Source organism: Brevundimonas sp. LPMIX5 (assembly GCF_003576505.1).
Taxonomy (GTDB): domain Bacteria; phylum Pseudomonadota; class Alphaproteobacteria; order Caulobacterales; family Caulobacteraceae; genus Brevundimonas; species Brevundimonas naejangsanensis.
On record NZ_QWTZ01000010.1, the window covers coordinates 220,796 to 241,935 of the forward strand.

Genomic DNA, 21,140 nt, shown 5'->3' on the forward strand with positions numbered 1-21,140 from the left:
CGCGTGTTTGGGCTTCCCTGACCGGAAGGCCTGTCTGTCGAGCGGCCGGATCATTCGATTTCATACGTCGTCCATACACGCGGGGCGGCGCCCGTTCCCCGCCCGATTTCGGGCAGGCGACGTGCGCCCTTTTGTGAAGGTCTGGTTCGTCCAGACGCGCGCGCCGCCGTTCGTGAAAGACAGACGTGAGCGACACTCTTACTTTTGAATCCATGGGCCTGAACAAGGCTCTTCTGACCGCCCTGGCCGCGACCGGCTATGAGAAGCCGACGCCGATCCAGGCCAAGTCCATCCCCGACGTGATGAAGGGCAAGGACCTGCTGGGCATCGCCCAGACCGGCACCGGCAAGACCGCGGCCTTCGCCCTGCCCATTCTGCACCGCCTGGCCGAAAACCGGGTGGCGCCCAAGCCGCGCACCACCCGCGCCCTGATCCTGAGCCCGACGCGCGAACTGGCGACCCAGATCGCCGATAGCTTCAAGCAATACGGCGCCCACCTGGGCTTCCGCGTGGCGGTCGTCTTCGGCGGCGTGAAATACGGCCCGCAGGAACGCGCCCTGCAACAGGGTCTGGACGTCCTGGTCGCCGCGCCCGGCCGCCTGCTGGACCACATCCAGCAGAAGACGCTGGACCTGTCGCAGACGGAAATCTTCGTCCTGGACGAGGCCGACCAGATGCTGGACCTGGGCTTCATCAAGCCGATCCGCCAGATCGTCAGCCGCATCCCGGCCAAGCGCCAGAACCTGTTCTTCTCGGCCACCATGCCGTCGGAGATCGGCAAGCTGGCGGGCGAACTGCTGAAGGACCCGGTCAAGGTGCAGGTCACGCCGCAGGCCACCACGGTCGAGCGCATCAAACAGTCGGTGATCTGGGTCGAACAGGGCAAGAAGCGCGCCCTGCTGACCGAACTGTTCTCTGATCCCGCCTATACGCGCTGCCTGGTCTTCACCAAGACCAAGCACGGCGCCGACAAGGTCGCGGCCTATCTGGAGGCCGGCGGCGTCGAGGCCGGGGCCATCCACGGCAACAAGAGCCAGCCCCAGCGTGAACGCGCGCTGGAGGCCTTCAAGAACGGCAAGCTGCGCGTGCTAGTCGCCACCGACATCGCCGCGCGCGGCATCGACGTGGACAAGGTCACCCACGTGGTGAACTTCGAGCTGCCCTATGTGCCGGAAGCCTATGTCCACCGCATCGGCCGTACGGCCCGCGCGGGCAAGGACGGCACCGCCATCAGCTTCGTCGCCGGCGACGAGATGAAGCTGCTGAAGGACATCGAGAAGGTTACGCGCCAGAAGATTCCCGCGATCGACCGCCGCAACGACAAGGCCCTGGCCCAGCTGGACGCCTCCATCATGTCGGCGGGCGTGGCCAAGAAGGCGACCTTGCCCGAACGTGAAGGCCGCTCGGACGGCGAGGGCCGGGGCGGACGTGGCCGCGGCGGGCGCAACCCGCATCGCGAAGGCGTCAAGCAGGAGGGCGGCGGTCAGCCGCACCGCCAGCGTCGTGGCCGCAACGGCGCGCCTGCGGCCGAACGCCCGGCGGTCGCCTATGATCCGATGGCGGGCGACCGCGCCCGGTCGTCGGTGCGCGCCGCCCCTGCGGCCGAGCCCAAGCCGGTCGGCGAACTGCAGCGTCGTCCGCGCCGTCGCCGCCCGTCCAACGGCGGCAAGGGCCATAGCGCCCAGGCTTGATCGCTACGATCAATGCAGAATGAAAAAACGGCGGCTCCTTTGCGGGAGCCGCCGTTTCCATATCCGCCGTCAGGCGAGGATCAGAAGGCCCAGCGGGCGCCGATCGAGGCCACCAGGGCCGAGCCTTCGGCCTCGCCGCGCAGGTGCGAGGTCACGGCCGCCGGGGTGCCGGCGTAGAAGGCGCGGTCGTCGTGGATCGTCGAGTCGCTGAAGGCGATGTAGGTCAGGCCCGCGTCGAAGGTGACGCCCTCGGTCACCTCGGTCGAGCCGCCGACCGAGAACAGCCAGCGGTCGGCGTCGGGGATGCGGGCCGTGCGCAGGCTGTCGCGGGTCGGGGTCGGGTCGTAGCCGACGCCGGCGCGCAGGGTGGTCTTGTCGCTGATGGCGTAGTCCAGGCCGATGGCGCCGGTGGTGACGTCCTTGTAGTTCTGATGGATGACGTCGCCGCCGTTCGGATATTCGACGGTGATGGCCTGGAACTCGGACCAGCCGATGCGGTTGACCTGAGCGTTCAGCGTCAGCTTGTCGTTGACGGCGTAACGCACCGAGGCCGAGGCGAACCACGGGGTGTTGAAGCTGGCCGTACCGCTGGTCGTGACGCTGTTGGGCGCCAGCGGGCCGGTCAGGACGATGGCCACGTCGCCGTCCAGTTCGTGCTCGATCTTGGAGCGGTAGGACAGGCCGAAGTCCCAGGGGCCCTTGTGGACCTGGGCCCCGACGTTCCAGCCGAAGTCCCAGCCATCGCCTTCCAGCGAGGAGGAGCCGTCCGGCAGCAGGGGCGAGACCGACGGCATGGCCGAGGTCAGCTTGGCCTTGACGTATTGCGCGTTCAGCCCGGCGCCGACGTCCAGCCAGTCGTTGACCTGATAGGCCAGGGTCAGGCTGGCGTCGCCCGAGCGCAGCTCCGAGGTCAGGGCGTCATAGCGGGCGAAGGAGCCCTGCTCGTACTTGGTGGTGAAGTTGTACGGGGCCGCCACCGAGACGCCCAGTGCGAAGCGATCGCCGATCGGTGTGGCGAAGGCGAAGTTCGGCACCAGGCCGCTTTCGATCGGGTCGACCTCGGTGTTGCGCGGGTTGACCACCGGCACGTCCACGCCGCCCGGATAGGTGACGTAGGAACCGGTGTTGCGCACCTCGGAATCGATCTTGATGGCGTGCAGGCCGAGGGAGAGTTCGCGACCGCTGCGGGCGATCGAGGCGGGGTTCCACCACAGCGAGCCGACGCCGCGATCGGCGGCCTCGCCGGAGAAGGCGCGTCCGGCGCCGCGCACGGACTGTTCCTGCAGATAGAAGGAGCCTGCGAAGGCCGGGGCCGCCACGCCCGTCATCAGGACGGTGGTCAGAGCCAGGCCGCCGAGGCGGGCCATGTTCCTGGGGGTCATTTACGCTTCACCTATGTCGTGGGCCGACCATTGAAAAAAGGCGGACGGCCTTGGTTCGGGGAGAGCCGCCACGCTGTTCACCACAGCGTCCGTGTCATGAAAGCGTTGCGTCCAAGGCTGGTGTCGGACGGCTTCCCGGCAAAAGCGTGGCCCAAAAGGCGCGCAATTTCACACCTTGGTGAGGTTACGTAGCGGCAATTATGATGCCCGAAGAACGCAGTTCGGCAGATAAATCATGTTCCGCTGCGTCAACTTCAGCTTGATCTCGACCTCGGATCACCAGCTGGGTTCCAACCTCGTCGGCGGTATGTCCGCTGCTGAAGCCGAAGGGATAGGAGCCGAAGGACAGGTGGGGGCGCGCCTCGGCGGCGGCGCGCAGGATGTCGGCCACGGCGCCCTCGCCGACACCGGTGACGCGAAGGGCGCGGCTGTGCACCGGGGCGCCGGTCTTCAGGCGCGGGGCCACGTCGTCCAGCATGGCCTCCATGATCTTGGGCACGCCCGCCATGACGAAGACGTTGTCGACCTGAAAGCCCGGCGCGTCGCTGACGGGATTGGCGATCAGGACGCCGCCTTCGGGCACGCGGGCCATGCGGCGCCGGGCGGCGTTGAACTCTCCGGGCGCATAGCGGCGCTCGAGGATGGCGAGCGCCTCAGGGTGTTCCTTCACCGGCACGCCGAAGGCGGCGCCGACCGCATCGGCGGTGATGTCGTCATGGGTCGGGCCGATGCCGCCGGTGGTGAAGACATAGTCGTGTGCTGCGCGCAGGGCGTTCAGGGCCGCGACGATGTGGCCCTGACGGTCGCCGACCACCCGCGCCTCCATCAGTTCGACGCCTAGCGGCGCCAGGAAACGCGCCAGGGTGTTCAGATTGCTGTCGCGGGTGCGGCCCGACAGGATCTCGTCGCCGATGATCAGGACGGCGGCGGTGGGAGAGGGCTGGGGCTGGGACATGGCGCCTAGATAGGAAACGAGGGCCCTTGCGTCAGCGGCGAACCCTGACGGGCTTGAGGTTTTGTGCTAGTCTGACCATCTGAAGTTCTGAAAGTCGTTTCTTCGCCCGGTCCGCCTGATTGCGGAGCGCGCGCCTCCCCGAAAGCCGAGCATGTACGAGACCCCTGACCTGGAAACCGACGTCTTCGTCCGCAGCCACGAGATTCGCATCTATGACGCGGAAGGGTTCGAGGGCATGCGCAAGGCGGGCCGTCTGGTCGCCGAGGCGCTGGACATGATCGGCGAGCACGTGAAGCCGGGCGTGACCACGGGCGAGCTGGACGATCTGGTGCGCGAGTTCACCCTGGACAACGGCGGCACGCCCGCCTGCCTGGGCTACAAGGGCTATACCAAGACGGTCTGCACCTCGATCAACCACGTCGTCTGCCACGGCATTCCCGGCGACAAGGTCCTGAAGGAAGGCGACATCGTCAACATCGACCACACGGTCATTGTCGACGGTTGGCACGGCGATTCGAGCCGCATGTATCCGGTCGGCGAGATCAACGCCCGCGCCAAGCGGTTGATCGACGTCACCTATGAGTCGCTGGACCTGGGTCTGGCCCAGATCAAGCCGGGGAACACCTTCGGCGACATCGGCTACGCCATCCAGAAGTTCGTCGAGGCCCAGCGCATGAGCGTGGTGCGCGACTTCTGCGGCCACGGCATCGGCCGGGTCTTCCACGACAGCCCCAACGTTCTGCACTACGGCCGTCGCGGCGAGGGCGCGGTGCTGAAGCCGGGCATGTTCTTCACGGTCGAGCCGATGGTGAACCTGGGCAAGCCTGCGGTGAAGGTGCTGTCGGACGGCTGGACCGCCGTGACCCGCGATAAATCGCTGTCGTCGCAATGCGAACACTCGATCGGCGTGACCGAGGACGGGCTGGAAATCTTCACCGCCTCGCCCAAGGGCCTGTTCCGCCCGAAATTCTGAGCTAGTCTCCCCCTCGGGGGGGGCTGATGCTCGATCAACCGCCAGAAAAATCGCCGGAACCACCGAAGGCCAGGCCGCACCACGCCGGGCATCGCGAGCGGCTGCGCGAACGCGCACGCACGGCGGGCATTCATCATCTGCCGGACTATGAGCTGCTGGAGCTGTTCCTGTTCCGCAGTCAGCCGCAGGGCGACGTCAAGCCGGTGGCCAAGGCCCTGCTGACCCGGTTCGGCTCGTTGGCGGCGGTGCTGGCGGCCTCGGTTGAGGATCTGATGACGGTCAAGGCCGAGGACTCGCGCGGTCGGGCCAAGGGGGTGGGCGCCGAGACGGCGCTGGACCTGGCGGCCCTGCATGAGGTCTCCCGCCGGGTGGCCAAGGAGGAGGCGAACCGGCGCACCGTCATCTCGTCATGGACGGCGTTGCTTGCCTATGTGCGGCTGTCGCTGCAGCACGAACCGCGCGAGCAGTTCCGCGTCCTCTATCTCGACAAGAAGAACCAGCTGATCCTCGACGAAATCCAGAACCGGGGCACGGTCGATCACGCCCCTGTCTATCCGCGCGAGGTGGTGCGTCGGGCGCTGGAGCTGTCGGCCAGCGCCATGATCATCGTCCACAACCACCCCTCGGGCGATCCGACGCCCAGCCGGGCGGACATCGACATGACCAAACAGGTGATCGAGGCGGCCCGCGCCCTCAGCCTTACCGTCCATGACCATCTGATCGTCGGCCGCGAAGGCGTGGCCAGCTTCAAGCAACTGGGACTGATGTGACTGTTCTTTCGACCGAGCGTTTGACGCTGACGCCCGTCGCCGTGGGCGACATGGATGACCTGACCGCCCTGTGGGCCGACGCCGACTTCACCCGCCACATCATGGGGCGCGGCCTGTCGGAGGAGGAGGTGTGGTTCCGCCTGCTGCGCGATGTCGGCCACTGGCAGGTCAAGGGCTACGGCAACTGGTCGATCCGCGAGACGGCGACGGGAGCCTATGTCGGCAGCGTCGGCGTGTTGGACTATCGTCGCGACATGGCGCCGCCGTTCGACGCGCCGGAGCTGGGCTGGGGCGTGGCGCCGGCCTTTCAGGGGCGCAGCATGGCGCGCGAGGCCCTGCAGGCGGCGCTGGGCTGGACCGACCAGCACAGATCGGAGCCGCGCACCGTCTGCATGATCTCGCCGGACAACGCCGCCTCCATTCGTCTGGCGGAACGGGTCGGCTACCGCCCCTATGGCCATGCCGATTACAAGGGCTCGGTCGTCACCCTGTTCGAGCGGCCCAAAGGCGGGCTGGTCGAGGCGGTCGGAGGGGCGGCTGACAGGACCGGCGGGGCCGGGTAAGCTTTACATTCTCGGGCCGGTTCGCCGGCCCGTCGCCTTCCGGAGTGCTTTCATCATGCCCATGTCCGCCGACGATCTTCGCGCCCATCTGACCGAGGCTTTCCCCGACGCGGACATCGCCATCGAGGATCTGGCCGGCGACGGCGACCACTATCGCGCCCGCATCGTGTCAGAGGCGTTTCGCGGTTTGAACCGGGTGCGCCAGCATCAGCTGGTCTACGCCGCGCTGAAGGGCAAGATGGGCGGCGAACTGCACGCCCTGGCGCTGGAGACCTCCGCCCCGGCCGAGGCGGGCTGATCGATGCGCTATCGCCCCTTCGGAACCTCGGGGGCGGCCGTCTCCAACCTGACTTTATGCCTGGGGGCGGATGCGACGGCGCGCGGCGCGGCGCATGTGCGTCAGATGATCTTCGCGGGCCTGGAGGCGGGCATCAACGCCTACCATTTCGACAGCGTCTACCCGGCGCTGTTGCAGGCGGCGGGCGAGGCCCTGGGCCATGTCGAGCGGCGTCTGATCATCGCCAGCGTGAACCTGGGCGCCGGGCGCGATTTTTCGCCGATCAGCCTGGGGCGTGAGATCGAGCAGGGGCTGCACGCCTCGGGGCTGGGCTGGTTCGATCTGGCCGTGCTGGACCGACCGGGCGAGAATGAACTGCCGCAGGCCGCGCTGACAGCGCTGAAGACGATCCGCAAGGCGGGCCGTGTGCGGATGCTGGGCGTGGCGGGCGATGAAGAGGTGAGCGACCTCTATGTCTCGACCGGGGCGTTCGACGCCCTGTTCACCCCCTTCCACGCCAATATCGAATGGCGGGTGCGCGCCCGGATGCGGGCCGCGCTGGAGCGGCAGATGAACCTGTTCGTCTACGGTTATTTTCCCGACAGCCTGTCCACCGAACGCAAGGCGGCGGAAGCCGGGGCGCCTAGAAAGCGCGGCCTGTTCGGCCTGGGCGGGCGGGGACCGGCGGAAGAAGCGCAGCGCGGCTCCTTCGCCTTCCTGCATCAGACGCGGGGCTGGACCGCCGAGGCTATCTGCCTGGCCTACGCCCTGACCGATCCGGGCGTGTCCAGCGCCCTGATCCGCCCGCGCGACCGCGCGGAGCTGGAGGCGCTGGCGGCGACGCCGGAGCGCGACCTGCCCGCAGGTCTGTCGGCTCAGATCGAGATGGCCCGCGTAGACGCCCAGGTCTGAGGCGCTTCAGGCGCCGATGGCCGAGAAGGGGCCGTTCAGGAAGCCGGGCTTGCCATAGGCCAGAGGGCGGCCGTCCTCGGCCAGGACGCGGCCGCCGGCCGCCTCCAGCACCGCCTGACCCGCAGCGGTGTCCCATTCGCAGGTCGGGCCGGTGCGGGGATAGGCGTCGTAGCGGCCCTCGGCGATCAGGCAGAACTTCAACGAGGAATCCATGCCCTGCCACAGACGGCAGCCGTTGCGTCCGGCCAGGCGCTCGGCGTCCTCGTCGCTGATGCTATGGCTGACCAGGGCGGTTGCGTCCTGCGGGCGTTCGCGCACCCGCGCCGGTTTCCAGGCTTCTCCAAAGGCGCGGCGCTGGGCCCCTTCGCCCCGCGCGACCGAGCGCCAGGTCAGGGCCAGGGCGGGCGCCGTCACCACGCCCGCGACCGGGGCGTCGGCTCGCACCAGAGCGATGTTGACGGTGTAGCTCTCGCGGCCCTGGATGAAGCCCTTGGTGCCGTCCAGCGGATCGATCAGCCAGAACCACTCGCCGACCGAGGGGGGCAGGCCGTCGGCGGCGGCGGCCTCTTCGGCGACAGCCTGAACCTGGGGCCAGCGGGCGGTCAGACGTTCAAGGATCAGCGCCTCGGCGGCGCGGTCGGCGGCGGTGACGGGGCTGTCGTCGGCCTTGATCTCGGCCGTCGTCCCGGCGCGCCAGTAGGGCAGGATCAACTGGGCCGCCTCTTCGGCGATGTCGGCCAGGGCTTCGGTCAGCCGTCCCGAGACGAGGTCGTCTTCAAGTTCGGCGAAGGCGGAGGGGGAAGCGGGGACGGTCATGCCGCACCCGATAACCCATGCGGCCGGTTTCAAGAACCGGCAAATCAGGCCACCTTGGCCTTAACCTTTTGCAAACCATGCCGCCGAACGCCGTGTCCGATCTGACTTCATCGCCTTCCATCGCCGACCTGCCTGTCGCCAGTCTGCCTGTCGCCAGTCTGCCTGTAGACGGCGCCGAACTGGCCGCATTCATCGCCGCCAAGCTGTGCCATGACTTCATCAGCCCGGCGGGCGCGGTCATGTCGGGGCTGGACCTGTTGGACGACCCGAGCGCTCAGGACATGCGCGATGATGCGCTGGGGCTGATCCGACAGAGCGCGGCCAAGATGGTGGCCCTGGTCCATTTCGCCCGTGTGGCCTTTGGCGCGGCCACCTCCAGCGAACAGTTTTCCGGCGCTGAACTGCACGGCCTGCTGACCGGCCTGACCGACGGCGGGCGGGCGACGCTGGATTGGCGCGTCGGCGAGGAGACCTTCACCAAGCTTCAGGCGCGCGCCCTGCTGAACCTGGCCTATCTGACGGTCGGCGCCCTGCCGATGGGCGGAGCGGCCACGGTCGCCGTGCGTCGCGAAGGCGGCCAGCTGATCCTGATCGGCTCGGCCGAAGGCGCGCGGGCGCGGCTCAAGGCAGAGGCCCTGACCGGACTGAAGGGCGAGCGTCTGACGGAGGGTCTGGCCGGGCAGTGGATTCAGCCCTACTGGCTGTGGCTGACGGCCTGCGACGCCGGGGGGCGGCTGGAGACCACGGTCGAGGACGGCCGCGTCGCCCTGATCGCCCGCCTGCCTCTAGCGGACTGAGCCAACCTTCCGTTAACCGGCGTCAGACCATTCTGACGTGAATATCGTCGTTATTCGCTTTTCGCGAGAATGAGTCCCGTGGACCCCAAGACCTGTCTGATCGTCGATGACAGCCGGATCATCCGCAAGGTGGCCCGTCGCATCCTCGAAGACCTTGCCTTTGAGGTGCAGGAAGCGGCTGACGGCGCCGAGGCGCTGGAGGTCTGCGTCGGCGCCATGCCGGACGTGGTGCTGTTGGACTGGCAGATGCCGATTATGGACGGGATGACCTTTCTGGGCCGCCTGCGCGCCCTGCCCGACGGGCGCGATCCCAAGGTGCTGTTCTGCTCGGTCGAGACGCGCGCCGACCGCATCGCCGAAGCCCTGTCCGCCGGGGCGGACGAATATGTTATGAAGCCGTTCGACGGCGACATCCTGCAGTCCAAGCTCGCCGAAGTGGGAGCGATTCAGTCGCCGTCATGACGCCGGAGGATTTTGAACGTCTTCAAGCTCTGCTGGCCTCGCGCGCGGGATACCGCCTGTCGCGAGAGCGGATGCAACTGGCCGAACATCGGCTGGGGCCGGTCGCGCGCCGTGAAGGCTATCACAACGTCGAGGCCATGCTGGCCAGCCTGTGGAGCCGCCCGGTCGCGTCGCTCGGTTGGGGGGTGATCGAGGCCCTGCTGAACGGCGAGACCTGGTTCCGGCGCGACCGGGCGACCTTTGAAGTGCTGGAGCGCGAACTCTTGCCCGCCCTGACGGCGGCGCGCGGCGGGCCGGTGCGGATCTGGTCGGCGGGCGCCGGTTCGGGTCAGGAAGCCTATTCGCTGGCCATCGCCGCCCTTGAGGCCGGGGCGCGGGTCGAGGTGCTGGCCACGGATCTGTCGCGTCAGGCGATCGAGAAGGCCCTGTCGGGCCTCTACAGCTCCTTCGAGATTCAGCGGGGGCTGTCGGCGCGGACCATGCTGCGCTGGTTCGAGCAGGTCGATGATCAGTGGCGAGCGCTGCCGGAACTGCGCGCAGCCATTACCTTCAAACGCGCCAATCTGCTGGACGAGCCGCGCGACGAGGGGCGTTTCGACATCATCTTCTGCCGTCATGTGCTCGGCGACATGACGCCTGAACGACGGCCTCGTCTGCTGGACGGGCTGGAGCGGCGGCTGGTTGATGACGGCTGCCTGTTCCTGGGCATGGACGAGCGCCCCGACGGCGACAGCGTCGCCTTCAGGCCCGTGGCGGGACGGCGCGGCCTCTATGTGAAGGCGCCCTCGGCCTATCGTCGGGCGGCCTGACGTTCAAGTATGACGCTCAGGCCCGCAACAGGCCCTGCGCCGCGACGGCCTTGACGCCGGGGCCGGGAACCTCGGTGAAATCCAGATCGGCGACGCCGAAATACTCCTGCTGGTTCAGGGCGCACCAGTCGGTGGTGACGATGCGGATCGTATCGCGCTTCTCGTCGCCCTGAACCGCGCCGTAGACGAAGTCGCCGGTGCGTCGCGCAAAGGGCATGACGCGGTCCTGATTGGCCAGGGCGGTCAGTTCGCTGAGGCGCGCGGCCGGAACCTCGGCGGCCATCAGCTTGCCGTCGAACCGCACGACGGCGTCGAAGGCGTAGCGGCTGACCGGCCCGGCGGGCAGGCCCGTTCCCAGCGTCGTATGGCCGATGAAGCCCGCCTGGGCTCCGGCGAAACGGGCGAAGGCGGCGGCCACGGCGCGGCCGGTGTCGCCCAGCGACAGGGCGGCGGGACTGATCCCAAGGATCGCGCGTTCCTGCGCGGTCAGATGCTGCTCCAGCGTCGTGCGGATCAGGGCGGCCAGAGCCGGGTCGGCGGGACCGTCCAGGGTAATGCTGCGTGACTGGGCCCGAACGCTTCCATCGCTGAGATAGTCGGCCGCCGTATAGGCGTTGTTCCACGATCCGGTGTGGGCGTAGAGGCCGCGGCCCAGCGGCTCCTGAAACAGCAGATGGTTGTGCCCGCCGATCATCAGGGCGCCGTCGGGAAGGGCGGACAGCATCCCCCGGTCGCCCGCCACCCCGGCGTGGCTCATCACCAGCGTCAGGTCGGCGCCGTCCAGCAGCCGCGGCAGATGGCTGCGCGCCCAGTCGGTCGGGTCGGGGATCGACAGCCAGTCGCGGCTGTCCTTCGGATAGGTGTTCAGCGAATTCGTGCCGAAGCCTATGATGCGCAGGCGCCGCTCGTCCAAGGCGATCTCGGTCGCGGCGGGGGCGTAGGGCTGACCGGTGCGCGCGTCGATGATGTTGCTGATGACGCTGATCCCCAGCCCGCGCATCCTCGCGACCACGTCGTGCAGGTCAGGCGTCAGATCGTTGTCGTGGTTGCCCAGATTGACCACCGTCGGCGCGATGGAGGGCAGGGCGGCCAGAAAGGCCCAGTCGATCGCGCCCTGCGACCGCACCGAGACGACATTGCCGTGCTCGAAGATGTCGCCGTCCAGAGCGATCAGGTGCGGAACCGGCTGGCTGCGGACCTCGGCGCGCAGGGCGGCCAGTACCTGGGCGCTGCGCTCATAGGCCGAATGCAGGTCGGACATGGCCAGAACGCGGGCCAGAACGCGGGCCAAAACTCGGGCGCGCGCGCGGCCGATAACCGGGGCGGACTTATCGCGGGCGAATGCGGGCGTTGCACAGATCAGGGGCAGGGCGGCGGCGCCCGCGAGGAAACGTCGGCGGGAGGGGGCGACGGGGGGCATGAGCGTCTCCTGCGGCGTTCAGCGAGGTTCGGGCGCAGCCGATCTGCTTTGCATGTCCTGCTGCGGCGCACAATGTCGCAACCTGGTCGGGAATGAATCGAACGCCGGTTTCCTTTGGCCTGTGGCTCTGTCGCGAAAGGTTCATGCGGGGCGGCGCTTCTGGGCTGGAAACAGTTGGGCTTCGGGCCTAGGGGCTGCGGCGAATTAACCCGCCCAAGATCATCAAGAAGGGGATATCTCGATGACGCGTCTCTCAGTTCTCGCCGCCTCCGCCAGCGGCCTGGCTCTGCTGCTTTCCACACCAGCTTTGGCCCAATCGTCCGATGCTCAGGCTGAGCAGGCCGCCGCTGTCGGCGACATCGTCGTCACCGCCCAGCGCCGTAGCGAAAGCATCCGCGACGTGCCCTTCGCCGTCACCGCCATGAACACCGAGACGCTGAACGCCGTGAACGCCGGCGGCGGCGACATCCTGCAGCTGTCGGGCCGGGTGCCCAGCCTGCAGGTCGAAAGCTCCAACGGCCGCTACGCCCCCCGCTTCTATATCCGCGGCCTGGGCAATGTGGACTTCGACTTCACCGCCTCTCAGCCGGTGTCGATGGTGATGGACGAACTGGTTCTGGAAAGCGTCTATCTGAAGGGTTTCCCCCTGTTCGACGTGAAGCAGCTGGAAGTGCTGCGCGGACCGCAGGGCACCCTGTTCGGCCGCAACACCCCGGCGGGCGTGATCAAGATCGACACCACCAAGCCGGGCGATGATTTCACCGGCTTCGGCTCGATCACCTACGGCAACTACGGCTCGACCCGGGCCGAGGCGGCTGTGACCCTGCCGGCGTCGGATACGCTGTCGGTCCGCGTCGCGGCCCTGTGGAACCACCGCGACGACTATATCAACAACGCCTATGACGCCCCCTTCGCCAAGAAGGACGGCAAGGACCTGGGCAATTTCGACGATGTGGCGGGCCGCATCCACGTCGCCTGGACCCCGACCGACCGCCTGTCGACCCTGCTGACCCTGCAGGCGCGCGACTATGTGGGCACCGGCACGATGAACCGCGCCAACGTCCTGACCAAGGGCTCGAACAAGCTGAACGACAACTTCGACCGCGAGACGGTCTGGTATGACGGCGGCCGCAACAACTTCCAGAAGCAGCAGACCACCTCCCAGTCGCTGCAGGTCGCCTATGATTTCGGCCCGGCGACCCTGACCGGCGTGGTCGGCTCCTTCCAGGGCTGGTCCCAGGGCGACGGCGACATCGACGGGGGCGTCTCGGCCGGCGCCCCGGCGGGCGCGGGTTACAAGACCCCGTTCCCGGTCGAGTCGGGCACCCTGTCCAGCGATCTGCTGCAGAACACCTATGAGCTGCGCCTGACCTCGAACGGGGCGGGCCGTCTGGGCTGGCAGGTGGGCGCCTTCTACTGGGACGAGCGCATCAACCTGGTGTCGGGCACGTTCGACGGCGTCGGCGGGATCATGCCGACCAAGGTCACCGACATCGTGCAGAAGTCGGACTCCTGGTCGGTCTTCGGCCAGGCCAACTATCAGGTCACGGACGCTCTGAAGCTGACCGGCGGCCTGCGCTATACCGACGACAGCCGCGACTATCACGGCCGCATCGTGGTCGGCACGCCCGCCAATGCAGAAGGCCAGGTCTCGGTCGGCGACGAGCAGGTCAGCTGGGACGTCAGCGCCCTGTATGAAGTCAACGACAGTCTGAACCTGTTCGCCCGGGTGGCCAGCGGCTATCGCGGTCCGTCGATCCAGGGCCGCAACCTGCCGGTGCTGACCACGGCGGATTCGGAAACGGTCATGTCCTATGAGACCGGCTTCAAGGCCCGCCTGTGGGACGGCCGCGCCCGTCTGAACGCCACGGCCTATCTGTATGACGTCAAGGACATGCAGTTCACGGCCATCGGCGGCATCGACAATTCCAACCGCCTGATCAACGCCGACAAGGGTCAGGGGTACGGTCTGGAGATCGACGGCGACGTCTATCTGGGCGCGGGCTTCACCCTGGCGGGCGGCGTGGCGTGGAACCACACCGAGATCAAGGACAAGGACCTGCTGGTCGCCATCTGCGGCAACCACCTGTGCACCATCACCGATCCCATGGTGAACGTCGGCGGCACGGATCGCGCCAACATCGACGGCAATCCCTTCCCGCAGGCGCCGGAATATTCGGCCAACCTGACCCTGTCCTACGTCCGCCCGATCGGCGACGATCAGGAACTGTTCGCCTCGACCGACTGGGTGATGCAGAAGGACTTCAACCTCTTCCTCTATGAGGCGGTCGAGTTCCGTCAGGCTGCCAACTTCGAAGGCGGCCTGCGCGCAGGCTGGCGCGACCTGAACCGGGGTCTGGAGGCGGCCGTCTATGTCCGCAACATCACGGACGAGGCCAATGTCATCGGCGCCATCGACTTCAACAACCTGACGGCCTTCGTCAACGAGCCGCGCATGTACGGCGTGGAGCTGTCGAAGCGCTTCTAAGCCTTCACCGGCTGACCAAACTTGAGGGCGGCGGCGGGAAGACCCGTCGTCGCCCTCTTGCCATCCGGCGTTCGCTTGGTCCTACTGCCGCTCGGATCGGGGAGGATCTCTCATGCGGCTGGCCCTGCTGTTCGGATCGCTGACGCTCGCCTTCTTGCTGGTGGTGTGGACCACTCAGACGCCGAAGCCCCGACCGGCGGACGCGCCCGCCGTCGCCTTCTCGGCCGGGCGGGCGATGATCGACATCCAACAGATCGCCCGCGCCCCGCACCCGGTCGGCTCGCCGGAACATGCGCGGGTCCGCGCCTATCTGAACGACCGCCTGACGCAGCTGGGGCTTCAGGTCAGCGAGCAGGCGGGACCGCTGTCGCCCGCCTCGGTCAAGCGGCTGGAGCGCGCAGGCGGCGATCCCGGCGCGGCGGACAATCAGGCGGTCAATCTGATCGGCGTCCTGCCGGGCAAGGATCGCGAGCAGCCCGCCGTCATGCTGATGGCCCATTACGACACTGTGGTCGGCTCGCCCGGCGCGGCCGACGATTCGGCCGGGGTCTCCGCCATTCTGGAGGCGGTGCGGGCGATCCAGGCGCGCGGCCCGGCCGAGCGCGACCTCGTCGTCCTGCTGACCGATGCGGAGGAACTGGGCCTGGACGGGGCGCGGGTCTTCTTCGGCGGCCATCCCTTGCGTGATCGCATCGGGGCGGTGGTCAACCTTGAGGCGCGCGGCGGCGGCGGCCGCGCCGCCATGTTCGAGACCGGCCGTGAGGCCGGGCCGACGGTCCAGCTGTTCCGCCGTGCGGCGGCCAAGGCCGACGGGGGGACCACCGCCACCTCCATCGCCGCCTTCATGTATGAGCGGATGCCCAACGGCACCGACTTCACCGTGCCCAAGGACCGGGGGATCGGCGGGCTGAACCTGGCCTTCATCGGCCGCCCTGACCAGTATCACGCCGCAAACGCCACGCCCGCCAATCTCGATCAGGGCGCGGTGCAGCACCTCGGTTCTCAGGCGCTGGAGGCGGCCGACGCCTTGCTGCGCGCGCCCAGCCTGCCGGGCCGGGACGAGAACCTGGTCTATGCCGATATCTTCGGCCGTTGGATGATCGCACATAAGCAGGCGACGGGCTGGGTCCTGCTGGCTCTGGCTGCGGCCTTGGGCGGTTTTGCGGCCTGGCGGGCGCGGCGAGGCGCTGGGCTGACGGCGAAACAGGTCGGTTTGGGCGCGCTGGACGGGCTGTGGTTCCTGACCGGCGGCGTCATCCTGCTGCAGGCGACGCGCCTGCTCGCCGGGCCGATGTCGAGCCGCGCCGCCTCGCCTGATGTCTATTACACCCTGCTGCGCCGTCTGCCGTGGATGGAGGCGGGGGCGGTCTTGGCGATTGTCGCCCTGGCGCTGCTTCTTCTGACCGGCGCGCGCCGGACGCGGCCGCGCGTGACGGGCGGGGCGCTCGCCGTCTTGACCGCCGTGGCCCTGATCGTCGGCGGGTTCAGCACCGTGCTGCTGGGGCTGGGCGTCGTCGCGGTCGGCCTGTCGCTATGGCCGGGCCAAGAACGGCCCCAGGACGAGCGGTCGGCCTGGGGCGGCTGGCTGGGTCTCATCGCTCTGGTCTTCGTCTTTGGCTGCGCCCTGCAGGGGGCGGCGCCCGAGGCGGCCCTGCTGTTCGTCTGGCCTGTGTTGCTGACTGCGACGACGGCGGCGCTGGCGGCGATGATCGACCCCAGCCTGACGCGGCCGCTCGGCCTCCTGCCGTCGGCCGTCACGACAGTGCTGGGCGGGGCCTGGCTGGCGGGGATCGGCCACTTCGTCTTCCTGGGCGTGGGGATGGACCTGCCGGGGGCCCTGGCCCTGGTCGCCCTGTTGGTCCTGCTGTTCGCCCGGCCTTTGGGGCCGGAGACAAGAACGGCGCGTCTGATGCTGTTCGCAGCGGCGGCCTGCCTGATCGCAGGCGTAGGACTGAATGTTTCGGCCCAGCTTCTGGCGCCCGCGCCCGCCGTGGCGGAAGCGCTGCCTTAAGGCGCCGACGCTGGCGTCCGACCGCGCGACCGTTTATCGCAGCCGATCATGAGCGATCCCGTCCTTGTCACCGGCTCCGCCGGCTTCATCGGCTTCCATACCGCCCGGCGTCTGCTGGAGCGGGGCGAACGCGTTATCGGGCTGGACAACCTCAACGCCTATTACGACCCGACGCTGAAGCAGGCCCGGCTGGCCCAGCTTCAGGCCTATTCGCACTACCGCCATCACACGCTGGATCTGGCCGACCGCGACGGCGTCGCCGCCCTGTTCGCCGAGCACCAGCCGCGCCGGGTGGTGCATCTCGCCGCCCAGGCGGGCGTTCGCTACAGCCTGGAAGCGCCCGAGACCTATGTCGATTCCAATGTCGTCGGCTTCCTCAGCATTCTAGAAGGTTGCCGCGCGGTCGGGGCCGCCAATCTGGTCTTCGCCTCGACCAGTTCGGTGTTCGGCGCCAACCGCGCCCTGCCCTTCTCGGTGCGACAGCCCGCGGATCATCCGCTGACCGTCTATGCGGCGACCAAGCTGGCCAATGAGGCCATGGCCCATTCCTACGCCCACCTGTTCGGCTTTCCGGCGACGGGGCTGCGGTTCTTCACCGTCTATGGCCCTTGGGGTCGGCCGGACATGGCCCTGTTCAAATTCACCCGCGCTATCCTGAAAGACGAGCCGATCGACGTCTATGGCGAGGGGCGGATGAGTCGCGACTTCACCTATGTCGACGACATCGTCACCGGCGTGGTGGCCGCCCTCGACCGTCCGGCCGCCATCGACCAGACATGGGACGCGACCGCGCCCAACCCGGCCACCAGCGGCGTCGCTCCCTGGCGTATCCTGAACCTGGGCGCGGGCCGCCCGGTGCCGCTGATGCGCTATATCGAGGTGCTAGAGACCAAGCTGGGCCGCAAGGCCAAGCTGAACCTCATGCCCATGCAGGACGGGGATGTAGCCGACACCGAAGCCGACGTGACCGACACCCTGACCGCCCTCGACTACGCTCCCTCGACCCCGGTGGAGGAGGGCGTCGCCCGATTCGTGGACTGGTACTGCAACTTCTACTGCGAAAACTAACCCTGGCCGCCAGGTGCGCAGTTCGAGCCGGCGGTTTCGGGCTTGCGACGTCCCATGGTCCAGTTGGCCATCATCCTGACCTTTGGGTTGGGCGCACACCAAATCTCGCCGCTCTCATTGATGGCGGTGACCCAGATCAGATTATGCTCCTGGCCATAATCGATAACGGCGAAGGCGTAGCCGGCCCCCTTGTCCTGAACGTGGATCGGAAGAGGCGGGTCGAGCTGGGTAAAGGTCATGGCGCGTCCTGTGGCCATGATGAACGCCCGGTTTTCCACTGGGTTGCCGCAGCGCCGTCAACCACTGGGCGTCGGCTATATCCGCCATCCATTGGGTCGGTGCCTGGTGGAGCCGAGGGGAGTCGAACCCCTGACCTCGTCATTGCGAACGACGCGCTCTACCAACTGAGCTACGGCCCCGACCGACAGGCAGGCGCGGGACATAGAAGCGTCCAGGGGGGCGTGTCAACGGGCCGCGCACGAATCCTTGGCGATCGGCGACCGGGCCGCTAGAAGCGGCGTGAACGAAGCAGGAGTTTCTTATGGGTTTCGCCCTTGTCTGGCTGGTGAACGCCGTCGTCACCCTGATGATCTGGTGCATCATCGCCTCGGCGATCCTGAGTTGGCTGTTCGCCTTCGACGTGGTCAATCCGCGCAACCGCCTCGTTGGACAGATCGCCTATGTGCTGGATACGGTGACGCGTCCGATCCTGGGGCCGATCCAAAGGGTGGTGCCGCCGCTGGGCGGCATCGACATCACGCCGATCATCGCCCTCCTGGCGTTGCAGTTCCTGAGCGTGTTGTTCAACCGGACGGTCGCGCCGATGCTGATCATGTCGCTGGGCTGAGGCTGAAGTTGAGGCGGGGACGTCGTTGAACCGGGGCCACGGGAACGGGGATTCGGCGTCCGGCGCCCATTTCCGCCCTTGCGCGGCGCGAACGGGCTCCTAAGGTGCCGACGACAGGTCACTGGCGGACCGTATACAATGCGTAATTCATGACTACCATCAGGACAGTCGCCGTCATCGGCGCCGGGCAAATGGGTTCGGGCATCGCTCAGGTGGTGGCCGCCGGCGGCTATGAGGTGAAGCTGTACGACATTGCACCGGGCCGGGTGACTCTGGCCTTGGGCGAGATCGCGGCCAGCCTGGCGCGGCGCGCGACGCGCGGCCTGTCGACCGAGGCGGAGGCCCAGGCCGCCCTTCAGCGCATCAGCGCCGTGGCGACTCTGGCCGAGGCGGCCAAGGCCGATCTGGTCATTGAGGCCGCGTCCGAGGAAGAGGCCGTCAAGAAGGGCGTCTTCACCGAGCTGACGCCGCTTCTGGGTCCGGATACGCTGCTGGCGTCCAATACCTCGTCGATCTCCATCACCCGGCTGGCCTCGGTGACGGATCGGCCCGAGCGTTTCATCGGCCTGCACTTCATGAAGCCGGCGCCGACGATGAAGCTGGTCGAACTGGTGCGCGGCATCGCCACCTCGGCCTCGACCTTCGAGACGGCGGTCGCCTTCGCCGAGAGCCTCGGCAAGATCACGACCGAGTCCGAGGACTTTCCGGCCTTCATCGTCAACCGCATCCTGGTGCCGATGATGAATGAGGCGGTCTATGTGCTGTACGAGGGCGTCGGCGACGTGGCCTCGATCGACAAGGCGCTGAAGCTGGGCGCCAACCACCCGATGGGGCCGCTGGAGCTGGCGGACTTCATGGGGCTGGACGTGGCCCTGGCCATCATGAACGTGCTGTACGAAGGGCTGGCCGACAGCAAATACCGGCCCTGTCCGCTGCTGGTGAAATATGTCGAGGCCGGCTGGCTGGGCAAGAAGAGCGGGCGCGGCTTCTACGACTATTCCGGCGAGACGCCGGTTCCGACCCGCTGATGGCCGGCGCCCTTCCCTCCCTGCCGGGCCTGAAGCGCGTGGCGCCGCGGCGCGGCGCGGGCGCCCTGGTTCCGGCCGCCCTGGCGGCGGCGGCCTGGCCTCCGGCGATCCTGACCCTGTTCATCTGGCCGCCCGAGAACTGGTGGTCGGGCGTAGACACGGACTGGCGGCTGGTGATGCTGGCGGTCGGACTGATCGCGGCGCCGGTCGGGCTGTGGCTGCTGCTGAACAGCCACGCCAGGACGGGCCGTCCATCGACGCGGTTGGGGGTGGTCTGCCGCTTCACCGTGTTCGGCGGCCTGCTGGCGGCGGCGATGCAGGCGATCATGGCTGTGATCATGGCGACCCTGGCGGGCGCTGCGTCGCAGAGCCTGGTTCAGGGGTTGGGGGCGATCGAGACGGCGCTGTTGATCTATGGCGTGGCGGGACTGCCTTTGGCCGTCATGGTGGGCGTCAGCTATGCGCTGTGGGGCGGCCTGTGCGTCGCCTGGCTGGGTTTTGTCCCGGCGCCTGTCGTCAAGAACCGCATGGGCGTGCTGCAGGAGCGGGACGTTACCGGAATTTAACGTGAACTGCGGCGGCGGTCCCGCCTAAGCCTCGAACTCTTCACGCAGGGATAGGGGCGAGCATGAGGGACCAGGTCGAGATGACCCAGCCGAAGCCGGTGGCGGCGGACCAGCGGATCGTCACGCTGGACGTGCTGCGCGGCGCCGCGGTGCTGGGCATTCTGGCGGTCAATGCGGCCGCCTTCGCCTTGCCGATGATGGCGATTGAGATGACCAGCGGCCAGTCGCCCTTTCCGGCGGGGCCGGATGCGTCGGGCGTGGCGCAATGGATCATCGCCGTCTTCTTCCGCCAGAAATTCGTCACCCTGTTCTCCATGCTGTTCGGCGTCTCGATCTTCCTGGTCGGCGGCGAGCGGGGCGATGAGGCGAAGGGGCGCGTCCTGCGTCGCCGCCTGCTGTTCCTGGCCCTGTTCGGCCTGATCCACGGCGCGGCCTTCTGGTACGGCGACATCCTGTTGCTCTACGCCTGGTCGGGCCTGTTCGTGATGATGATGCGGTCGATGCCCGCCAGGCGGCTGATCTGGATCGGAGCGGGGGCGACCGTCGCCCTGGCGACCTTGCAGGCCGGGCTGATGCTGCTGACGGCGCATTTCCCCGAGGCGATGAGCAGCGGCGGGGCTTCGGACGGGGCGGTGGCCGCGTCCATCGCCGCCTATCAGAGCGGCTGGGCCGGCTCGGCGCTCGAAAACCTGAAGGCTTGGGCGATCAGCCAGGGCATGAGCCTGCTGATGTATGTGTTTTCGACGGTTCCGCTGATGATGTTGGGGCTGGGCCTGTTCAAGGCGGGGTTCTTCCACGGCCGGATGTCGATGCGCGTCTATGGACTGTTGATGGCGGGCGGGGCTGTGGTGCTGGCCCTGCTGGGCGTGCTGGAATGGCTGGAGATTCAGGCTGGGGCCGAGGTCGAGGCGACCGGCGGTTGGGCGATGGCGGTCGGTTCCTATCCGCTGATCATCACCCTGGGCTATGCGTCGGCGCTGATCCTGGCGACGACGCGCGGGGTGGGCTGGCTGCGCAAGGCCCTGGCGCCTGTGGGGCGGATGGCCTTCACCAACTATCTGACCCAGACCCTGATCATGACGACAATCTTCTACATGCCGTGGGGACCGCGTCTGTTCGGCCAGGTCGACTATCCGATGCAGTGGGCCATCGTCGTCGGCGTCTGGGCGCTGCAACTGATCTGGTCGCCGCTGTGGCTGTCGAAGTTCACCATGGGGCCGTTCGAATGGCTGTGGCGGCGCCTGAGCTATGGTCGGGATCTGCCGCTGCGCCGCACGGCCTGAGGGCGGATGCGGGCGGCGCCCG

Annotated in this window: 21 protein-coding genes and 1 tRNA gene; 16 read left to right on the forward strand and 6 right to left on the reverse strand. The window is 67.8% G+C overall.

Going from position 1 to position 21,140, the window contains the following annotated elements; genetic code table 11:
- The first annotated feature begins 185 nt into the window (after nt 1–185).
- Entirely contained in the window at nt 186–1,691 is a 1,506-nt protein-coding gene (locus tag D1604_RS10730) for a DEAD/DEAH box helicase (protein WP_373561212.1), read from the forward strand.
- 80 nt (nt 1,692–1,771) lie between these two features.
- Here the strand turns inward: D1604_RS10730 and D1604_RS10735 are convergent, their stop codons facing one another.
- A complete protein-coding gene (locus tag D1604_RS10735; RefSeq protein WP_119413270.1) occupies nt 1,772–3,073 on the reverse strand; it encodes an OmpP1/FadL family transporter in 1,302 nt (433 codons plus the stop codon).
- A gap of 184 nt (nt 3,074–3,257) precedes the next feature.
- Entirely contained in the window at nt 3,258–4,028 is a 771-nt protein-coding gene (locus tag D1604_RS10740; RefSeq protein WP_119413271.1) for a competence/damage-inducible protein A, read from the reverse strand.
- 151 nt (nt 4,029–4,179) lie between these two features.
- Between D1604_RS10740 and map the strand changes: the two genes are divergently transcribed.
- Genes map through D1604_RS10765 form a run of 5 tightly spaced genes read left to right on the forward strand, consistent with a single transcriptional unit; the run spans nt 4,180 to nt 7,523 of the window.
- Nucleotides 4,180–5,001 carry a type I methionyl aminopeptidase gene (gene map / locus D1604_RS10745; protein WP_024354241.1) on the forward strand — a complete coding sequence of 274 codons (822 nt, stop codon included), beginning with the start codon at nt 4,180–4,182 and terminating at the stop codon, nt 4,999–5,001.
- A 26-nt stretch (nt 5,002–5,027) separates the two neighbouring features.
- Nucleotides 5,028–5,771 (forward strand): RadC family protein, encoded by a 744-nt coding sequence (radC, locus tag D1604_RS10750; RefSeq protein ID WP_024354240.1) that lies wholly within the window; start codon nt 5,028–5,030, stop codon nt 5,769–5,771.
- The gene (locus D1604_RS10755) at nt 5,768–6,334 is read left to right on the forward strand and encodes a GNAT family N-acetyltransferase (protein WP_119413272.1); all 567 of its coding nucleotides are present in this window, start codon (nt 5,768–5,770) and stop codon (nt 6,332–6,334) included. Before radC ends, D1604_RS10755 begins: the two co-directional genes overlap by 4 nt.
- Before the next feature lie 55 nt (nt 6,335–6,389).
- Nucleotides 6,390–6,632, forward strand: a complete 243-nt coding sequence (locus D1604_RS10760; RefSeq protein ID WP_024354238.1) for a BolA family protein — start codon at nt 6,390–6,392, stop codon at nt 6,630–6,632.
- A 3-nt stretch (nt 6,633–6,635) separates the two neighbouring features.
- Complete coding sequence (locus tag D1604_RS10765; protein WP_119413273.1) at nt 6,636–7,523, forward strand: aldo/keto reductase; 888 nt, start codon at nt 6,636–6,638, stop codon at nt 7,521–7,523.
- Nucleotides 7,524–7,529: 6 nt separating this feature from the next.
- Here D1604_RS10765 and cysQ read toward each other — a convergent pair whose 3' ends face one another.
- The gene (gene cysQ / locus D1604_RS10770) at nt 7,530–8,339 is read right to left on the reverse strand and encodes a 3'(2'),5'-bisphosphate nucleotidase CysQ (protein ID WP_024354236.1); all 810 of its coding nucleotides are present in this window, start codon (nt 8,337–8,339) and stop codon (nt 7,530–7,532) included.
- A gap of 77 nt (nt 8,340–8,416) precedes the next feature.
- Here cysQ and chpT point away from each other — a divergent pair, with 77 nt between their 5' ends.
- From chpT to D1604_RS10785, 3 genes are all read left to right on the forward strand, one after another.
- Nucleotides 8,417–9,136 carry a histidine phosphotransferase ChpT gene (gene chpT, locus D1604_RS10775; RefSeq protein WP_119413310.1) on the forward strand — a complete coding sequence of 240 codons (720 nt, stop codon included), beginning with the start codon at nt 8,417–8,419 and terminating at the stop codon, nt 9,134–9,136.
- A gap of 69 nt (nt 9,137–9,205) precedes the next feature.
- Complete coding sequence (locus D1604_RS10780) at nt 9,206–9,598, forward strand: response regulator (protein ID WP_029673484.1); 393 nt, start codon at nt 9,206–9,208, stop codon at nt 9,596–9,598.
- Complete coding sequence (locus tag D1604_RS10785) at nt 9,595–10,407, forward strand: CheR family methyltransferase (protein WP_119413274.1); 813 nt, start codon at nt 9,595–9,597, stop codon at nt 10,405–10,407. The genes D1604_RS10780 and D1604_RS10785 overlap by 4 nt, the downstream gene beginning before the upstream one ends.
- Before the next feature lie 16 nt (nt 10,408–10,423).
- On the opposite strand, the gene D1604_RS10790 is transcribed toward D1604_RS10785, so the two are convergent.
- A complete protein-coding gene (locus tag D1604_RS10790; protein ID WP_119413275.1) occupies nt 10,424–11,827 on the reverse strand; it encodes a metallophosphoesterase in 1,404 nt (467 codons plus the stop codon).
- 241 nt (nt 11,828–12,068) lie between these two features.
- Between D1604_RS10790 and D1604_RS10795 the strand changes: the two genes are divergently transcribed.
- The 3 genes from D1604_RS10795 to D1604_RS10805 all read left to right on the forward strand — a co-directional run bounded on the left by D1604_RS10795 (nt 12,069) and on the right by D1604_RS10805 (nt 17,394).
- Nucleotides 12,069–14,315 carry a TonB-dependent receptor gene (locus D1604_RS10795; RefSeq protein ID WP_024354231.1) on the forward strand — a complete coding sequence of 749 codons (2,247 nt, stop codon included), beginning with the start codon at nt 12,069–12,071 and terminating at the stop codon, nt 14,313–14,315.
- A gap of 112 nt (nt 14,316–14,427) precedes the next feature.
- Nucleotides 14,428–16,326 carry a M20/M25/M40 family metallo-hydrolase gene (locus D1604_RS10800; RefSeq protein ID WP_119413276.1) on the forward strand — a complete coding sequence of 633 codons (1,899 nt, stop codon included), beginning with the start codon at nt 14,428–14,430 and terminating at the stop codon, nt 16,324–16,326.
- Between the two features lie 48 nt (nt 16,327–16,374).
- Nucleotides 16,375–17,394 carry an NAD-dependent epimerase gene (locus D1604_RS10805; protein ID WP_119413277.1) on the forward strand — a complete coding sequence of 340 codons (1,020 nt, stop codon included), beginning with the start codon at nt 16,375–16,377 and terminating at the stop codon, nt 17,392–17,394.
- Here the strand turns inward: D1604_RS10805 and D1604_RS10810 are convergent.
- Entirely contained in the window at nt 17,391–17,633 is a 243-nt protein-coding gene (locus D1604_RS10810; protein WP_024354228.1) for a hypothetical protein, read from the reverse strand. The two genes, D1604_RS10805 and D1604_RS10810, sit on opposite strands and share 4 nt — an antisense overlap.
- Nucleotides 17,634–17,737: 104 nt before the next feature.
- A tRNA-Ala gene (locus D1604_RS10815) sits at nt 17,738–17,813 on the reverse strand.
- Between the two features lie 122 nt (nt 17,814–17,935).
- Between D1604_RS10815 and D1604_RS10820 the strand changes: the two genes are divergently transcribed.
- The 4 genes from D1604_RS10820 (at nt 17,936) to D1604_RS10835 (ending at nt 21,118) form a co-directional block, all read left to right on the forward strand.
- Complete coding sequence (locus D1604_RS10820) at nt 17,936–18,241, forward strand: YggT family protein (protein WP_003168329.1); 306 nt, start codon at nt 17,936–17,938, stop codon at nt 18,239–18,241.
- A 149-nt stretch (nt 18,242–18,390) separates the two neighbouring features.
- On the forward strand, nt 18,391–19,269 hold the full coding sequence (locus D1604_RS10825; RefSeq protein WP_024354227.1) for a 3-hydroxybutyryl-CoA dehydrogenase: 879 nt from the start codon (nt 18,391–18,393) through the stop codon (nt 19,267–19,269).
- Nucleotides 19,269–19,835: a hypothetical protein gene (locus tag D1604_RS10830; RefSeq protein WP_024354226.1), complete on the forward strand. Its 567-nt coding sequence runs from the start codon at nt 19,269–19,271 to the stop codon at nt 19,833–19,835. The genes D1604_RS10825 and D1604_RS10830 overlap by 1 nt, the downstream gene beginning before the upstream one ends.
- Nucleotides 19,836–19,897: 62 nt before the next feature.
- Nucleotides 19,898–21,118 (forward strand): DUF418 domain-containing protein, encoded by a 1,221-nt coding sequence (locus tag D1604_RS10835; RefSeq protein ID WP_119413278.1) that lies wholly within the window; start codon nt 19,898–19,900, stop codon nt 21,116–21,118.
- Nucleotides 21,119–21,140 lie beyond the last annotated feature (22 nt).

Coding starts and splice junctions, on each gene's coding strand:
- D1604_RS10735 (WP_119413270.1), bottom strand. CDS start 3,073: ATGACCCCCAGGAACATGGCCCGCCTCGGCGGCCTGGCTCTGACCACC.
- D1604_RS10740 (WP_119413271.1), bottom strand. CDS start 4,028: ATGTCCCAGCCCCAGCCCTCTCCCACCGCCGCCGTCCTGATCATCGGC.
- map (WP_024354241.1), top strand. CDS start 4,180: ATGTACGAGACCCCTGACCTGGAAACCGACGTCTTCGTCCGCAGCCAC.
- radC (WP_024354240.1), top strand. CDS start 5,028: ATGCTCGATCAACCGCCAGAAAAATCGCCGGAACCACCGAAGGCCAGG.
- D1604_RS10760 (WP_024354238.1), top strand. CDS start 6,390: ATGCCCATGTCCGCCGACGATCTTCGCGCCCATCTGACCGAGGCTTTC.
- D1604_RS10765 (WP_119413273.1), top strand. CDS start 6,636: ATGCGCTATCGCCCCTTCGGAACCTCGGGGGCGGCCGTCTCCAACCTG.
- cysQ (WP_024354236.1), bottom strand. CDS start 8,339: ATGACCGTCCCCGCTTCCCCCTCCGCCTTCGCCGAACTTGAAGACGAC.
- chpT (WP_119413310.1), top strand. CDS start 8,417: ATGCCGCCGAACGCCGTGTCCGATCTGACTTCATCGCCTTCCATCGCC.
- D1604_RS10780 (WP_029673484.1), top strand. CDS start 9,206: ATGAGTCCCGTGGACCCCAAGACCTGTCTGATCGTCGATGACAGCCGG.
- D1604_RS10785 (WP_119413274.1), top strand. CDS start 9,595: ATGACGCCGGAGGATTTTGAACGTCTTCAAGCTCTGCTGGCCTCGCGC.
- D1604_RS10790 (WP_119413275.1), bottom strand. CDS start 11,827: ATGCCCCCCGTCGCCCCCTCCCGCCGACGTTTCCTCGCGGGCGCCGCC.
- D1604_RS10795 (WP_024354231.1), top strand. CDS start 12,069: ATGACGCGTCTCTCAGTTCTCGCCGCCTCCGCCAGCGGCCTGGCTCTG.
- D1604_RS10800 (WP_119413276.1), top strand. CDS start 14,428: ATGCGGCTGGCCCTGCTGTTCGGATCGCTGACGCTCGCCTTCTTGCTG.
- D1604_RS10805 (WP_119413277.1), top strand. CDS start 16,375: ATGAGCGATCCCGTCCTTGTCACCGGCTCCGCCGGCTTCATCGGCTTC.
- D1604_RS10810 (WP_024354228.1), bottom strand. CDS start 17,633: ATGACCTTTACCCAGCTCGACCCGCCTCTTCCGATCCACGTTCAGGAC.
- D1604_RS10820 (WP_003168329.1), top strand. CDS start 17,936: ATGGGTTTCGCCCTTGTCTGGCTGGTGAACGCCGTCGTCACCCTGATG.
- D1604_RS10825 (WP_024354227.1), top strand. CDS start 18,391: ATGACTACCATCAGGACAGTCGCCGTCATCGGCGCCGGGCAAATGGGT.
- D1604_RS10830 (WP_024354226.1), top strand. CDS start 19,269: ATGGCCGGCGCCCTTCCCTCCCTGCCGGGCCTGAAGCGCGTGGCGCCG.
- D1604_RS10835 (WP_119413278.1), top strand. CDS start 19,898: ATGAGGGACCAGGTCGAGATGACCCAGCCGAAGCCGGTGGCGGCGGAC.